Raw genomic sequence first — 14,534 nt, 5'->3', positions numbered from 1 at the left:
TGCTGAAAGAAAAGCGGCAGTTCTGTGTTTGTCTTTTAAAAAAAGAGTAGTTATGAACGACATACAATCACTGATTCTTGAAATAAGTGCCAAAATAGAGGCTGCCCGCCAGCAATTGGTAGAGGCCTCAATAGACACCACTCAGAAAAAGAAGCGGCTGCAGATGCTGCGTGCCGTACAACAAGAATGGCAATTGCGGGTAGAGTGTTACCGGCGTGCCTGCCACGACCTAAGGTCAGCAGAAGAAGGAAAGCAACTCCCCTTTCCCTTGGAACACTACGAGCGGCAAAAGGAAAAAGAAGAGCGTATCATACGGCGCATTGCCGGTTTGTTTCAATAATTGCAGCCACTTGCCCCCGACGGGTTCAAAATATTTAGCTATTTTTAAAGTCACAGGAAGACAAGTGGTGCCATGGAGATGAACACGGGCTATAAAATCGAAGATTTCTACTATCCTATCCTTCGTATCATGCAGGACAGGCGCAGCTTGCAACGCCCGTCGGTGATTGTGCAGCAGGTCATCAGCCGCATGCATGTTGCCGACTCGGTGGCGCCCGAGTGGTGGAACCATGGATTACGCCTTCAGGTAAAAAATAAAATACGTAAAGCTTTTGCTCATTTGTGTATAGCAGAGCTTGCCCAACGTACCACCAACGTTTTGCCCCAATGGCTGCTGACGCCTAAAGGCGAAGGATTCAAAGACGACAGCAGCGCGCTCATTCAGCAAGTGCGTTTGGCTTTGCGCAGTCACAAACAAGAGCTTGGCTCTTTTGGCGTAAGCCCTGAAGGGCACCTTATTCCCAACAAGCCGCGGGTCGTACGCCGGCTCAATCCCCGCCTGCCCAACATACATAACCTGAATACGCTCTTTTACGGTGCCATTGCCACCGGCAAAACACGCGAAGCCATCAAGTTGGCTGTGGAGCTGGCCGGCAAACACCTTAGCAAGAGCGAACGGGAGCAGAAGCAGCTGCACGACTTCCTGGGCGGGCAAATAGAGTTTTTAGTTCTGCACAAAGGCATTGGCTATGAGCAAATGGTCCTGCACTTTTCGCCCCATACACAGTCTTGGGAAGACGGTTTTTTGTTGCGGCTGGCACGCCGTGCCGAAAAAGAGCCGAACAAGTCTTTTGTGTTGCTGCTGGAAGGCATCGAACGCACTTCCATAGAAAACCTTTTCGGTGAGATGCTTTTGCTTTTCGACCCGGACAAACGCATAGGGCAAGCCAACCCTTTGAAAATAGCCCTTCCTTCAGGCGAATATGTGGGCTTGCCTGCCAACTTGTATCTGGTAGCCACCATCGAAGACATACGCCAGGCATGGCAACAGATGGCTCTGTATGCGCGCTATTTTGAGCTGGTGGAGCTCACCCCCCGCTATGACCTCAGCAGCGTGGCTTACAGCGACTTTTTATGGGCACTCAACCAAGAGCTGCTGCGCAAGAAAGGCGAATATTTTTTGATAGGGCACACTTTTTTCCTGCAAAGCAATCAGAATTTCAATTTTCTACGTGTTCTCAACCGCCAAATCATACCCTTGCTCACTGCCTATTTCGAAGGTAACCAGGAAGCCGTGGCCTGCCTGCTGCAGCAGGCTTTTCAGCAAGCCCCTTCTACACACGGGCGCTTCGAAGTGACACGCCACTTGCAAGGAAGCGTGCAAGTAAGCCGCATAGAGCACCCTTAATAAAAATAGTAACCATGCAGTGGATACTCAAACCACAACCTTCTGCCCGGCAGCTGCAAGCGGTCATGCGGCAACTGCACCTCAAGCGGCTGCCTGCCTTGCTTTTTGCCCAAAGGGGCATAAACACTGCGGAACAAGCCCGCGCTTTCTGCCGTCCCAAACTCAGCGACCTGCACGACCCTTTTCTGATGCGGGACATGTACACCGCCGTGGAGCGCCTGCATTGGGCCATACAACAACAGGAACCCATTTTGCTTTATGGCGACTATGATGTAGATGGCACCACGGCCACCGCCATGATGTACCGTTTTTTGAAGCCTCTTCACCCGGCACTGTATTACTACACCCCCAACCGGCACATAGAAGGCTATGGTGTTTCCATTCAAGGCGTGGACTATGCCATTGCCCATGGCTGTAAGCTGATGATTACGCTCGATTGTGGCATCAAAGACTTTAAAGCCATAGAATATGCCCGCAAAAAAGGTATCGACGTGATAGTGTGCGACCACCACTTGCCCGGCGAGCGCCTGCCCGGTGCCAAAGCCACGCTGAACCCCAAACGCACCGACTGCCCTTACCCCTACAAAGAGCTGTCGGGCTGTGGTGTAGCCTTCAAACTCATGCAAGGCTATGCACAGGCCTACCGCGTAGATGAGCGGCATTTGTATGCAGGCTTGGACTTGGTGGCGCTTAGTATAGCCTGCGATATTGTGCCTATTCAAGGCGAAAACAGGACTTTGGCTTACTTTGGTTTGAAAAAGCTCAAAAAAAGTCCGCTGCCGGGCATCAAAGAGCTCTTGCAAGTAGCCGGCTTTGCCATAGACCGCGATTACAGCATCAGCGACTTGGTTTTTGGTGCCGGTCCGCGCATCAATGCTGCCGGCAGGCTGGAACACGCACAGCTGGCTATTGAGCTGCTTATAAGCGATGACCCTGCCGATGCCTACGACAAGGCGCTATATATTCACCGCCTGAACCAAGAGCGTAAACAACTGGATGAAAAAATCACTGCCGAAGCCCTGCAGATGATTGAAAAGCTGCGCAAGCAAGGTTATGAGAGCCATGTGCTCTTTCACAAGCATTGGCACAAAGGCATTATCGGCATCGTGGCTTCGCGCTGCATAGAGCAGGTGTATCGTCCCACGGTGATACTGACCGAATCGAATGGTAAAGCGACCGGCTCGGCACGCTCCATCGCAGGCTTTGACTTATACCGTGCCATAGATGCATGCAGCGATCTGCTTGAAAGTTACGGGGGGCATGCCCATGCGGCCGGCTTAACCCTTAGCTTGGATAAAATTGCTGCTTTCAGGGAACGTTTTGAGCAGGTGGCACGCCAACAGCTCAGGCAAGTAGAACCGGAACCCACGCTCGAAGTAGATGCTTTTGTATCGCTGGCCGATTTAGACCAAAGCACCGAGCGCATTATCAGCGAGCTGGCACCCTTCGGACCGGGCAATGAACAACCGCTTTTGGTCAGTCGTGTGCAATTGGCCGAACCGGCACGTACCGTCGGGCAAGAGGGCAGCCACCTGAAATTGTGCGTTAAAGAAGACACTTCGGCCGTCTTTGACGCCATCGCCTTTCGCATGGGCGAATGGGCATCACAACTAACACCCGGACAATCTTTTTATATTTGCTATCACCTGGAACAAAACGAATACAGGGGCAACAAAAGCCTGCAGCTGAGAGTCAAGGATATCAAAGTAGAAGCACCGGCATGGGAGAAAGAAACGTTTTCGCCGTCATAGTTTTTTTATTCGCAATCATGGCAAACCAAGGGCATGCCCAAGATGCTGCCCCGGCCGACACCCACCACTGTCACCGTAAGGTGTTTCCGGTGGATACTCAATACATTGAGCGCGACGTCAACCGCATGATGGTAGAGTATTTTATAGACAACCGCGGCTATAGCTTTGAGCTGAAAAGCAGCGCTAACAACGGCAATTACCTGGTACGCTGGACCCCCAACGTTGCGGGCGTCCACGGCTTTCGCTTTTCTTATCGTAGCCTTACCATAGGCGTAGGCTTCAAGCTACCCCTTTCCGAGTTCAATGCCCGTAACTACGGCAACACCGACTATTCCAATCTGACAGTGGCTTTCAATAAACCCAAAATAGCCCTGCTGGGCAGCTGGCGCCGCTATCGTGGCATGGTAGATTTAAACTCGCCCGACTATATGCCGCCTTATGCCTATTACAAACAAGCCGACCTGACTGCCGGCAGCCTCACCCTCAAAGGCAGCTATATTTTCTCGCCTGAACGCTTTTCTTATAAAGCGGCTTATATCTACACCGAACGGCAATTGCGCAGTGCCGGCTCATGGCTGCTCAGCGGGGCATTCAACCTCTCGCGCTTACGGGGCGACTCCTCCATGGTACCGGCTCCCATACGCAGTAATTTTGGTGAAAATGGCGGACTGCAAGAGATTCAGCGCCTTTACCTGGGCATGGGCGGCGGCTACGCCCACACTTTCGTGTATCAACACTTTCAACTCTCACTCCTGCTCAACCTCGGCCTTGCCCTGCAGCCTATGCGCTACTACCTCATGCAAAGCAGCCGGTGGCAGGCGGCCAATCAAATAAGCCTTTATAGCGACTTAGGCGCTTCGTTTTCCTACAACCGCCCACAATGGTACATCGCCCTGCAGGGGCAGGTTTTTAACGATGGTTTCCGCATCGACGACAACATATCGGGCAACACTTCGCAACTGTGGTTTTCGTTTAAGGTGGGCTGGCGCCCCCTTGCACCCGCTTTTGTGCGGCGGGGCGAAGACTTCTTCTTCCATACGCTGCAAAAGCTGAACCCTTTCAAAAACAAGAAGAAATAAAAACCTCCCGGCCGCTCCGGCTTATGGTGTGGCAGCAGCTTCTATCTTTGCTTTCAAGGCCGGATGATAAGGCAGGATGCGAAAAGCCGCCTTGTAGCATGCCAAGGCACGCTCTTTTTGATTGATTTGCATGTAGACGTCGCCTATCAGCTCCAAAGCAGCCGGCTGCTGTTCGTAAAACAACAAAGCCAGCTTCAAAATCACCTCCACCATATCGTGCCGCCCGTTTTTCCAACAGAAAAGCGCCAAACGCGTAAAGTCGGAAGGCAGCAACTCTGCCTTTCGCATGGTCTTCAGCCGGTTGAGTTGCTCCATAACGAAATTCAGCTGCCCTTGCTTCCAGGCAGCAAGCAGCGTTTTGTAAGGCGAATCATAGGACTCATAGCCCAAAACATGCAAGGGCAAAGGCTCAACCGGAAAACTTGCCCGCAAAATGCTTTCTATGATACGAAAACCCTTTTCCGAATTCACCAATACGACCATGCCCCACCCTTTTGCGGGCACGCCCATCATGTAGTTTTTATAGTTGCCGTAGTCGCCCCAATGCCAAAATACGGGCATGCCTTGCCAATCATAGACGCCCACGCCCAAGCCCCACTCAAGAGACTTCAGTGCCCCGGTGCGTGCACTGCTGTGCGGGCGAAGCATCAGTGCATGCCATTCCGGCTTCAAATACCGGGGCTTCAGCATTTCTTCCAAGAAACGGGCATACTCGGCCGCAGTCGTAAGCAAACTATGATGGGCACCTGCTTCGGCATGGCGCCGCATATGTGACGGATAACCGTTTTTCCAATGTCCGTAGGCGGCATTGCCCAAAAAGCGGCTACGAAACACAAAACTGCTCCGTGACATCTGCAAGGGCTCAAAGACGTATCTTCCGGCAAGCGTTTCAAAGTCGTCGCCCGTTAGTTTTTCACATACTTTTTGTAAAAAAGCAAAGCCTTGTCCGGAATATGAGAGGTCGCTACCCGGTGAAAAAGCAATGGTCAGCTTACCGTAGCGCCCATTGGGCAAACCCGAAGAGTGGCTAAGTACATGCTTGGCTGTGATAAGATACCAACGCCTGTCAGTAACAGTTCCCCCTGCGAATGCCTGCAGTTCTGCCGGCGACAGGTAGTCTGCCAATGGCTTGTCAAGGTCTAAAATACCCTCTTGTGCCAGGCGCAAAGCGATATATCCGGCTACGGGCTTGCTCAAAGAGGCGGCTTCCATCACAGTCGTATCGGTCAAGGGCTGCTTGGTCCTTGCATTGGCCCAACCGAAGCTTTTCACCCAGTAGGTTTTTCCGTCTATAAGCAACGCCAGCGATACTCCTTCCACCTGTGCCTCCTGCATCAGTTGCTGTACCCGCATTGTCAAATAAGTGGTATCGGGCTGAGCAGCCAGTAAATGTACAGTCAGCAAGCAACACAAGCGCAGAATTCTATGCATAATAGTTTGAGCGGTTCGTTCGTTTTCCTTAAATTAAGGAAATTTAATTGAAGCATATGCCTTTAATATTTGGAAAACACCTTGCCGGCAACCTGCTGATTGTCTGTGTGGCATTCACGGCTGCTGCTCAAAACAGTGTACCACTCGTCACCATCTACAATCAAAACACCCCCATCGTTTACATAGAGAAACACCAAGACGAATATGTATTTTACCGCGTGCAAGATGGCAGCTGCTTGGGGCGATGGGACGGAAAGCAGGTATATGTGGCACGCAGCCATGTAGTCAAAGGGCACCTGACAGACGGGCAGCTGTTCGATGCCCAGCAGCACTTGCTTTATTGGGTGGAAGAAACCGCTGATGGCGCTTTGTTGTTGAAACATCCTTTAAGTGGTCCCTGCTACAGCATACAAGCCGGCATGCCCCTCCTGCCCGGCACCCGGTATTATTGGCAATGGCACATTGCCTCGCCCGGCCGGCCGCTTCTTTATGCCGTGCTCATCTACTTTGTATATTTCATGCCAGCCCCACTGTGTTAATGCTCTTTGAAAAGTGTATCTTTGTATTTGTTGAAGCTTTCAAACTATGAATGAAGTACCCATGATAATGAACGAAAACAATTTCCCTACCCCTCATCAAATTGTAGCTGAACTGGATAAGTATATTATTGGACAGAAAGAAGCCAAGAAGCATGTAGCCATTGCTTTGCGCAACCGTTGGCGCCGCATGCATGCCCCCGCCGAGATTCAGGGCGAAATCATGCCCAACAATATTTTGATGATTGGACCCACCGGTGTGGGCAAAACAGAGATAGCCCGGCGCCTTGCCCGCTTGGCCAACGCCCCTTTCGTGAAAGTAGAAGCTTCCAAATTTACGGAAGTAGGTTACGTGGGGCGTGATGTGGAAAGCATGGTGCGCGATTTGGTGGAGCAGGCTGTCAATATGGTGAAAGCACAAAAGCAGGAAGAGGTGAAAGCCAAAGCCATGGCGGCAGTCGAGGAAATCATCTTGGACGCCCTGATTCCCCCACTACGCTCGGGCGCTTCTTCCGAAGACCGGGAGCTGAATCAAAAAACACGCGAACTCTTTCGCGAACGGCTGCGCCGCGGCGAACTCGACGACAAAAAAATAGAGATTACCGTATCACAACCGGCAAGTGCCAATGTGGGCGTCATGGGACCGGGCATCGACGAGCAAACCCTCCAGAGCTTGCAAGAAATGCTGGGCAGCATGATGCCCAAAAAAAGCAAGCGCCGCAAGCTGACCATAGCCGAAGCCCGCAAGCTTCTTTTTGAAGAGGAGTCATCCAAGCTTATCGACATGGACGAGGTGAAAGAGGAAGCCCGGCGACGTGCCGAAGAAGCCGGCATCATCTTTATAGATGAAATAGACAAGGTGGCTTCCAGAGGCAGTGAACGAGGACCGGACGTCAGCCGCGAGGGCGTGCAGCGCGACCTGCTGCCCATAGTAGAAGGCTCTACGGTGGCCACCAAATACGGACCTGTAAAAACCGACCATATTCTGTTCATTGCAGCCGGTGCCTTCCATCTATCCAAGCCTTCCGACCTGATTCCCGAATTGCAAGGGCGCTTCCCTATTCGTGTAGAGTTGGAAAACCTGACTCAAGAAGATTTTTACCGTATTTTAAAAGAGCCCAAAAATGCACTTACCAAACAATACGAAGCCCTCTTTGCTGCCGAACAGGTAGAGCTGCATTTTCAAGACGAAGCTCTGCGCCGTATTGCCGAGATTGCCTATGAAATCAATAACGAAATGGAAAATATAGGGGCAAGACGCCTGCAGACAGTCATGACCCAACTGCTCAATGACTTTTTATTTGACATACCGGACAAAATTCCACCTTATGCCAAGGTGATGGTTACTGCCGACATGGTCAACGAGCGCCTGCAGGGGCTTATCAAGAACCGCGATTTGAGTCAATACATTTTATAAAGCCGGGCGGCACACGTCAAAAAAGGGCACCCCGTAAAAGAGGGTGCCCTTTTTGATATAAGAGGTTCTACATGTGGCAAGACATGTGCCTACGCTTGACAATTAAAAGTAGGTCTGCAAGCCAACGCCTATAAGCAAGCCATTTCTTCCCTGCTTAAGGTCTTTGTCATCGGCATTCGACAGGGCATAACCGCGGAAGCGCAGCGCCGGCTCAATGGCCACGTGGTTGTTTACAAAGAAAGCAAAGCCGGCTCCCAAAGAGTATCCCAAACCGTTATAAGTGGTGTTTTTGCCAAATTTTTGGCTTGCATAGCCCACATATCCTTCAAAGAAAAGGTTCATAGGCAAGTAAAAGCGGGCGAACGGCCCCACGCCTACGGTGGTGTATTCGTGATCACCTTCCACACTGCGTGTGAAAATATCCATAGCCAAACCGAGGGCTATTTCATCGGATACAAACATACCCACCGAAGGATTGAAGTTGATCTCGGTAAACTTCTGCTCGGTACGTACCAGCGTATTGCCGCTACGCACTTCGCTGTACTCCTTGCCGAAGTTGATGCCGAAGCTACCGCCTGCCAGAATAGTACCTTGACTGATTTGCGCCATGGCAGCTGTGCTCCACAAGCACGCTAACAGTAACCATACTTTTTTCATAGTTGCTTATGTTTTGATGGACATGCGAAATAAGTCATTTCTTTTCATCCATACAATAAGCGCTAAAAAGAAGCCAAGGCGGTCATCATCTTTATTTTTTCGCTGCCGGGTGCCTTGGGGAGTTCAAAAAAGAAGGCCAGCTCTTTGTCACTGTTTTCCGAATAATATACCTTTCCACACAAAGCCATGATGTAATAATGCGCCGCATACAGCTCTGATTCGTTATCTGAGGAAAACAGCCGCTTCCCTTTGCCATTGCGGGCAGGTTTGGCGCCCAAAACTGCTAATTTCACTTCTACCAGTTCCTCCGGCTCCTTGTCCGTCAGCGTAATGTGGACGGTCTGTCTTTCAGATACAGACTGAAGGATATGCCCTGTCAAGTTGTGCATCACCTTGTCTAAAAAATACTTATCTACCAGCACATGCAAATGCGCTTTAGGTGAAGGCAACACATCCACAATCACCTGAATACCGGTTTTGTGCCGGCGCATACGGGACGCATGCTTTTGCATGTAAGCCACTAAGTCGAGCAGTGCCAAGTGGTGGTCCGAGGCAAACTCTTTGATTAAGTAATCGCCATCATGCCGGGCGTCATCCAATATCTTTTGACATTCGGCAATAGAGCGCTCCAAAAGTGAAAAATATTCGCTATCAAAACCAAGAGGCGACACGTGGTAGTGCTGCTTCATGATTTGCGCCAGTGCTTTCATCTCTATTAAGATACTACGCAAACGGTACTGCATGCCGGCATACACCTCTTCATATCCATCACTCAAATACAACAGCTCATCGTGCCGGTGAATAAAGCTTTCTTTTTCTTTGCGCAAGCGTGCTACCGTTCGCTGCAGAGTTCTATAGCGAGCCAAGCCGGCTAAAAATGCTATCAGCAGAAGAAGGGACAAGAAGCTTGCCAGGAGAAAAAGACTATGAGGGTTCATTATATGGTAACGGTAAAGAGGAAGGTTTAGTTTGCATTGCAATGCATTGAAAGAAAATAAAATAACCTCAAACAAAAATGCCGGAAGCAATCGTTTACTCCCGGCATAGAAGCATTGAGGCGCAAAGCGTTTTTAAAAGGGCAATTCTTCCTCGCTGTCATCAGTAAAAGCAGCGCCTGTGGGGTAGTCTTCTTGCTCTGCGGCAGGCACGTAGTCCTGCTCTTGCAAGCTTCGCCGTTGCAGGGCATAAGCAGTTGCGTCGGTGTACCATCGCCCGTTGTACTCGCGCGAAGCCACTTGAAAACGCACTTGCACCAGATCATTCAGCTCGCAACTATCCAACAAATCCACTTTGTCATTCCAGAGCAAAAAACAAATTTGTTTTGGGTAAGCATCTTGTGTTTCTATAACAAACTCGCGCTTGCGCCATTCGCCATTGCGCCCCTGTCCGGTTTGCACCTCGCCAATAAAAATCAATTTTCCTTTTACTTCGAAACTCATATTGTTTGATATTTAACTTAACCAATGGAAAACGAAAATAAACAAAAACGAGGGTTTTACCTATTTCGATTGAGGCAAACCCTCGCAAAATGGCTGCTTTTCCAATGCTCTTTTACTGCTTTACAAGGCGCAGTGTTTGGTTTTCCTGTCCATCCGTGATGCGCAGCACATACACGCCCCGGGGCAGCTCAGACAGGTCAAGCATGTCGTTACCGGTGACTGTTTTCTGCATTAGCAACCTGCCTTGTGTATCAAACAGCAACAGCTCTGCTTGTGCTTTTACGCCTTCTATATGCACGCTGCCCATAGTCGGGTTGGGAAACACAACCGGGCGTATGCTCTGTTGTGCTCCGGATACCAAGACGCTACGCACCTCGCTCCATGCCGCCTGCCCGTCTGCATCTACCTGCTTGATGCGGTAATACCAGGTACCGGGCTGTACTTGCTTGTCTGTCCAGTTATAGGCTTGCAGGCTTTGAGTATTACCGGCGGCCTTCACCCTTCCTATGGTCTCAAAAACAAGCAGGTCTTGCGAGCGCTCTATTTCATAGTAAGCGGCATTCAACTCTTGGGCGGTCGTCCAATAGAGCTTCACGTCCTGTCCTTCTGCTTCTGCTACAAAGTCTTTAAACTCTACCGGCAGAGGCGAGAAGCTGCTCATAGACACCAAAGTGAATATATCCCCGTTGTTGAAATCCACATTGTCGAAATACACCAGTTGGTTGCCGCTATCATAAGAAGAAGCAGGGAAGAAAGTAAACTCATCACTAAACTGCCCGTCCTTATCGGTATCGATATAAAGGCGCAAATGAGAAGCATCCGTAACCACAATGCCATTGGCATCCATGATAAACTGTACGCTGCCCACCTCGCCTTGCTCTGCCACACGCCAGGTGCGCTTCAGGCGGCTAAAAGCACCGGAGGGCACATCCACACGTTCCGTATTGTTCACTACCGGCACGTTGTCATCGCCAATAAAGAGGTATTCATTGTTTTGCAAGTCATCGGCATTACGAATACGGAAGCGATTCTCGCCCTGCGCATCTATATGCACGGCCTCACTGCTGCTGCTCTGTCCTATGCCGGCAATATGATAGGCATGGGTTGCCGAGTAAGTATAAATAGCGTTGGCACTCAGGGCAATGCCATATTTGCCGGCCAGGTAATTTTCAACAATGATGCGCCGCGCCTCATGAATGTCCTTGTCGTTGTAGTAAATCACTTCGGCAATATCACCGGTAAAGTAGTTGCCGGAAGCTACTATAGAGTTGTCATGGAAGCGTGTATCGTTGTCCACCCCGCCCAGCACCGCGGCATTATGGGCAAAAAGACGTCCCACGCCGGTAGCAGTGCCTATGGCAGTTCCGTTCACATACGCCGAAATATTGCCGTCAGCACCGTCGGAGTGGTTGTAAATAAAGCTAAGCACATAGGCAGTATTGGCAGCAATGGGGGCACTTACATATTTGGTACCTGTGCTGCCGCCCCAAGGGGTGGTAACGCCCCCGTCATCGTCGGCGTCATTCCACGCATGGAAATAGATATTTCCATTTTCTATGTACACATTCAGTCCCCGGCTACCACCTCCTTGCTCATAAATTACCTGACGAGTGGCAACATCTGCTCCGGTGCGCACTACCAAAAACAGTGCTTTCTTTTCATAATAGGGCGAAGGTATACTGATTTCGGCATCATATGGCAACAAATAAAAGTCATTACCATCGAAGCGCATGACCGGGAAGCCGTTCAAGGTGTTGGCAGTGCTTTGAATCCGGGCACGGTTGGCAGCATTTGCCTGTGTTGCGTCGTTGGCATTGGGCGAAGCATCGGTCCAAGTATCCACCGTTGCATTGTGGGCAAAGCCGGTGAGGGCATCGGCCTTGAACCAAAATACGTTGTAAGGAAGCATACCTACACCTGCCGAGGCTTGCCAACCGAAGGGGTCGTTGTCAATAATTACATAATTGTGAAAACGTTGAGAGGGGTCAGTTACCGCATTGCCGGTAGTCACGCTCTGCAGCTCTATGACAAAGTTTTCATTTGCTTCGGGAATGGCATCGTCATAAATGAAGGTTACAATAGATAATGGTGCTACGGTCGTGCCCGGCGTAAAAGTAACGGTTCCGGTAGCTGCCAAAGAATAGTCGAAGCCATTGGTGGCAGTGCCCGAGATGATGGCATATTGCACGGTAGTCGTAAATGCCGAGGGGCGGTCCATCACCACGTTAATAACCGGTGCCCCTACACTTTCATCATTGCTTTGGGTAGGCAGCTGAAAGCTTACTGCCGGCTGTGGATCGTTGTCTTGGATGGTCAAGGTATGCTCAAAAGGTGTATCGAAGCCAATTGTTCCGCTATGAAGCTCCAAAATAATGGTTTCGTCGGCTTCGTACTCGTTGTCGTCAGTAATGGGAATAGATATGTCGAAGAAATTTTGTCCCACGGCAAAGTTAGCAGTACCTGCCGTAAAAGTATAATCGCTGCCATTGGTAGCAGTACCGCTCCCACCGGCTATGCGCAAACGATAACCTACCGATTCGGCAGTGGAGTTGTCCCCTGTCCGCAAGATACGCACGGTCGCAGTGCCGACACTCTCGTTGACAGTAGAGGCTGCCACATCGAAACGGAAGCGTGGCGGCGTGTCGTTGTCGTAAATGTAAAAGGTATGCGCAGGACGAAGTGCTGATATTTGCAAGCCTGCCGAAGGTGTGTTCAAGCCTACTATTACATCTTCGTTGCCTTCCACTGCCACATCGCCGGTCACGGTGAAGTTGATAAACAGCTCTTGCGTGCCGGCCGGGAAGTTCAGCGTACCCGCCGGCAGGTCATAATCAACCCCTCCGTTGGTAGCCGTTCCCCCCGTTGCCGCATAATTTACCGAGCGGGCTACTGCCGTTTGCGCATTCAAGCGCACGGCAATGGCAGCAGGCGTAGTGCCCGCATCGCCCTCCAGCACTGCCGAAGAGGGGTATACAAAACGCGCAGTAGGAATGAAAGCCGCCAGTGTCATGAAAGTACCCTTGGGGATATTGACCGTAGCTTCATAGAAGCCCCCGCCTACATTCGCCAGCTCTACCACTTCGGTAGTGGCGGTATTGGTGTAAGAGGGTACCGCACCGCCGCTTTTATCCAGCACCACGGCATAGGAAGTATAGCCCGGCGGCAAAGCAGGCAACATGGAAGCCTCTACCCGGATGGTCACGGGTCCTACATCGCCATAATGATCAAATTGCCAGTTGCGCTCCAATATTTGAATATTGTCGCCTTCTTCGGGAGCACCGGCAGCAGTCCAATTCAAAGGTTTGCCGTCGTGCCCGGTCAACAGATACTCACCATCACTTAAATTGGCACTGTTTACAGAAATGATAAAAGGATTTAAGCCTTGGCTTAAAGTATGCTCATCACCGGCGGCATACCGCCCTACCCCTACTATATCAGCCCCATAATACACTTGATAAGCATAGTAGTCATTCACAATGGGGTTGGCTACGTATTTAGCTCCCAAATAGTTTTCTACGATGATACGCTCGCTTTCATTCACCACACGCTCGTAATGAATAAACTCCGCAATATCGCCACCAAAGTATGCCGGCTGCGTATCTGCCATATTGTTGCTAAGCACCGTTTGTCCTACCACAGCACCCAGTCCGGGGTTACCGGGGTGGCCATACAACCAACCCAAGCCGGTAGCGGTTCCCTGCAAGTTGCCGTTCAGGTACAGGCTAAACGTACCGGTGTAGGTCGCCGGGTTGTTGGGGTCAGGGCCTGCGTTCCGTGCATCGTAAATCAAGGTGAGCACATAGGTAGTATTGGCAGAGACCGGCGCATTCACCCCTATCCAAGGCCACCCGTCATAGGGACCATCAGAAGTTGCTTTGTTATAGGCACCTGCATAAATGCGCCCGTTTTCGATGTATATATTCAATCCCCGCACATTCCCCCCTCTTCAAATATCATTTGGCGGGTAGTCACATTGGCGCCGGTACGGAACACCACAAATATAGTACGCTCTTGATAGGGTCCCGCATTGTTGAGGTCGTTGGTAGTGTTGAAGCGTAAAGACTGGCTCACGCCATCGAAACGTACCACCGGGCGCCCATTGATGCCCAAGCTTGCCAGGGTGCGCAGCTGGGGACGTTGTGAGGCAGTGTTTTGATAGGCATCGTTATTGATGGCAGACAACGACATGTCATTCCATATCTGCACGGCGGTGCCGTCGGGCTGGCCCATAGCACCGTTGATCCTGCCATCGGCACGCAACCATATTTTGTTGTCGCTGTTGCCGGCTGTTTCAGTGCTCACACCGCCCGGGCCTTTCTGCGCCCATGTGCCCCATGCAAGGCATAACAGTAGTGTGCAGAGTGCTAATGGTTTCATGAGCAATTTCATAAATGCTTGCGTTTTGCTGATAATCAATATAGTTTTGTTATGAAGTTGTAACCTTTATTTTCGATGAATTGCATTTTTACAAGATAAAGGCACATATTCTCTCGATGAATGAAAAAGCAATAGTGTGAACTGTAAGAAACGTTTACAA

General features: G+C 50.5%; 12 protein-coding genes. 6 read left to right on the top strand and 6 right to left on the bottom strand.

Going from position 1 to position 14,534, the window contains the following annotated elements:
- The first annotated feature begins 52 nt into the window (after window positions 1-52).
- The 4 genes from QVE43_RS11830 to QVE43_RS11815 all read left to right on the top strand — a co-directional run bounded on the left by QVE43_RS11830 (window position 53) and on the right by QVE43_RS11815 (window position 4,517).
- The gene (locus QVE43_RS11830; protein ID WP_288007421.1) at window positions 53-340 is read left to right on the top strand and encodes a hypothetical protein; all 288 of its coding nucleotides are present in this window, start codon (window positions 53-55) and stop codon (window positions 338-340) included.
- 72 nt (window positions 341-412) lie between these two features.
- Window positions 413-1,687: a hypothetical protein gene (locus QVE43_RS11825; RefSeq protein ID WP_288007419.1), complete on the top strand. Its 1,275-nt coding sequence runs from the start codon at window positions 413-415 to the stop codon at window positions 1,685-1,687.
- Window positions 1,688-1,701: 14 nt separating this feature from the next.
- The gene (recJ, locus tag QVE43_RS11820) at window positions 1,702-3,438 is read left to right on the top strand and encodes a single-stranded-DNA-specific exonuclease RecJ (protein ID WP_288007417.1); all 1,737 of its coding nucleotides are present in this window, start codon (window positions 1,702-1,704) and stop codon (window positions 3,436-3,438) included.
- On the top strand, window positions 3,408-4,517 hold the full coding sequence (locus tag QVE43_RS11815; RefSeq protein WP_288007415.1) for a DUF4421 family protein: 1,110 nt from the start codon (window positions 3,408-3,410) through the stop codon (window positions 4,515-4,517). The genes recJ and QVE43_RS11815 overlap by 31 nt, the downstream gene beginning before the upstream one ends.
- 21 nt (window positions 4,518-4,538) lie before the next feature.
- Here the strand turns inward: QVE43_RS11815 and QVE43_RS11810 are convergent, their stop codons facing one another.
- A complete protein-coding gene (locus QVE43_RS11810) occupies window positions 4,539-5,948 on the bottom strand; it encodes a serine hydrolase domain-containing protein (RefSeq protein ID WP_288007413.1) in 1,410 nt (469 codons plus the stop codon).
- A 56-nt stretch (window positions 5,949-6,004) separates the two neighbouring features.
- On the opposite strand from QVE43_RS11810, the gene QVE43_RS11805 reads away from it, so the two are divergent.
- Both QVE43_RS11805 and hslU read left to right on the top strand, forming a co-directional pair.
- Window positions 6,005-6,487 (top strand): hypothetical protein, encoded by a 483-nt coding sequence (locus QVE43_RS11805; protein WP_288007411.1) that lies wholly within the window; start codon window positions 6,005-6,007, stop codon window positions 6,485-6,487.
- Window positions 6,488-6,533: 46 nt separating this feature from the next.
- Entirely contained in the window at window positions 6,534-7,901 is a 1,368-nt protein-coding gene (gene hslU / locus QVE43_RS11800) for an ATP-dependent protease ATPase subunit HslU (protein ID WP_288007410.1), read from the top strand.
- 102 nt (window positions 7,902-8,003) lie between these two features.
- Here hslU and QVE43_RS11795 read toward each other — a convergent pair whose 3' ends face one another.
- From QVE43_RS11795 to QVE43_RS11775, 5 genes are all read right to left on the bottom strand, one after another.
- The gene (locus QVE43_RS11795) at window positions 8,004-8,558 is read right to left on the bottom strand and encodes an outer membrane beta-barrel protein (RefSeq protein WP_288007408.1); all 555 of its coding nucleotides are present in this window, start codon (window positions 8,556-8,558) and stop codon (window positions 8,004-8,006) included.
- 62 nt (window positions 8,559-8,620) lie between these two features.
- The gene (locus tag QVE43_RS11790; protein ID WP_288007406.1) at window positions 8,621-9,460 is read right to left on the bottom strand and encodes a hypothetical protein; all 840 of its coding nucleotides are present in this window, start codon (window positions 9,458-9,460) and stop codon (window positions 8,621-8,623) included.
- Window positions 9,461-9,628: 168 nt separating this feature from the next.
- Complete coding sequence (locus QVE43_RS11785; protein WP_288007404.1) at window positions 9,629-9,997, bottom strand: DUF3127 domain-containing protein; 369 nt, start codon at window positions 9,995-9,997, stop codon at window positions 9,629-9,631.
- A gap of 112 nt (window positions 9,998-10,109) precedes the next feature.
- Window positions 10,110-13,922 (bottom strand): Calx-beta domain-containing protein, encoded by a 3,813-nt coding sequence (locus QVE43_RS11780; protein ID WP_288007402.1) that lies wholly within the window; start codon window positions 13,920-13,922, stop codon window positions 10,110-10,112.
- Window positions 13,919-14,386: a hypothetical protein gene (locus tag QVE43_RS11775; RefSeq protein ID WP_288007400.1), complete on the bottom strand. Its 468-nt coding sequence runs from the start codon at window positions 14,384-14,386 to the stop codon at window positions 13,919-13,921. Before QVE43_RS11775 ends, QVE43_RS11780 begins: the two co-directional genes overlap by 4 nt.
- Between the last annotated feature and the right edge of the window lie 148 nt (window positions 14,387-14,534).

Origin of the sequence: Thermonema sp. (genome assembly GCF_026003375.1) — a bacterium.
Taxonomy (GTDB): Bacteria; Bacteroidota; Bacteroidia; order Cytophagales; family Thermonemataceae; genus Thermonema; species Thermonema rossianum.
Note: the sequence above shows the minus strand (reverse complement) of the source record. Positions and strands in the feature narration are given on the sequence as shown.

Coding starts and splice junctions, on each gene's coding strand:
- QVE43_RS11785 (WP_288007404.1), bottom strand. CDS start 9,997: ATGAGTTTCGAAGTAAAAGGAAAATTGATTTTTATTGGCGAGGTGCAA.
- QVE43_RS11830 (WP_288007421.1), top strand. CDS start 53: ATGAACGACATACAATCACTGATTCTTGAAATAAGTGCCAAAATAGAG.
- hslU (WP_288007410.1), top strand. CDS start 6,534: ATGAATGAAGTACCCATGATAATGAACGAAAACAATTTCCCTACCCCT.
- recJ (WP_288007417.1), top strand. CDS start 1,702: ATGCAGTGGATACTCAAACCACAACCTTCTGCCCGGCAGCTGCAAGCG.
- QVE43_RS11815 (WP_288007415.1), top strand. CDS start 3,408: ATGGGAGAAAGAAACGTTTTCGCCGTCATAGTTTTTTTATTCGCAATC.
- QVE43_RS11810 (WP_288007413.1), bottom strand. CDS start 5,948: ATGCATAGAATTCTGCGCTTGTGTTGCTTGCTGACTGTACATTTACTG.
- QVE43_RS11795 (WP_288007408.1), bottom strand. CDS start 8,558: ATGAAAAAAGTATGGTTACTGTTAGCGTGCTTGTGGAGCACAGCTGCC.
- QVE43_RS11825 (WP_288007419.1), top strand. CDS start 413: ATGGAGATGAACACGGGCTATAAAATCGAAGATTTCTACTATCCTATC.
- QVE43_RS11805 (WP_288007411.1), top strand. CDS start 6,005: ATGCCTTTAATATTTGGAAAACACCTTGCCGGCAACCTGCTGATTGTC.
- QVE43_RS11775 (WP_288007400.1), bottom strand. CDS start 14,386: ATGAAATTGCTCATGAAACCATTAGCACTCTGCACACTACTGTTATGC.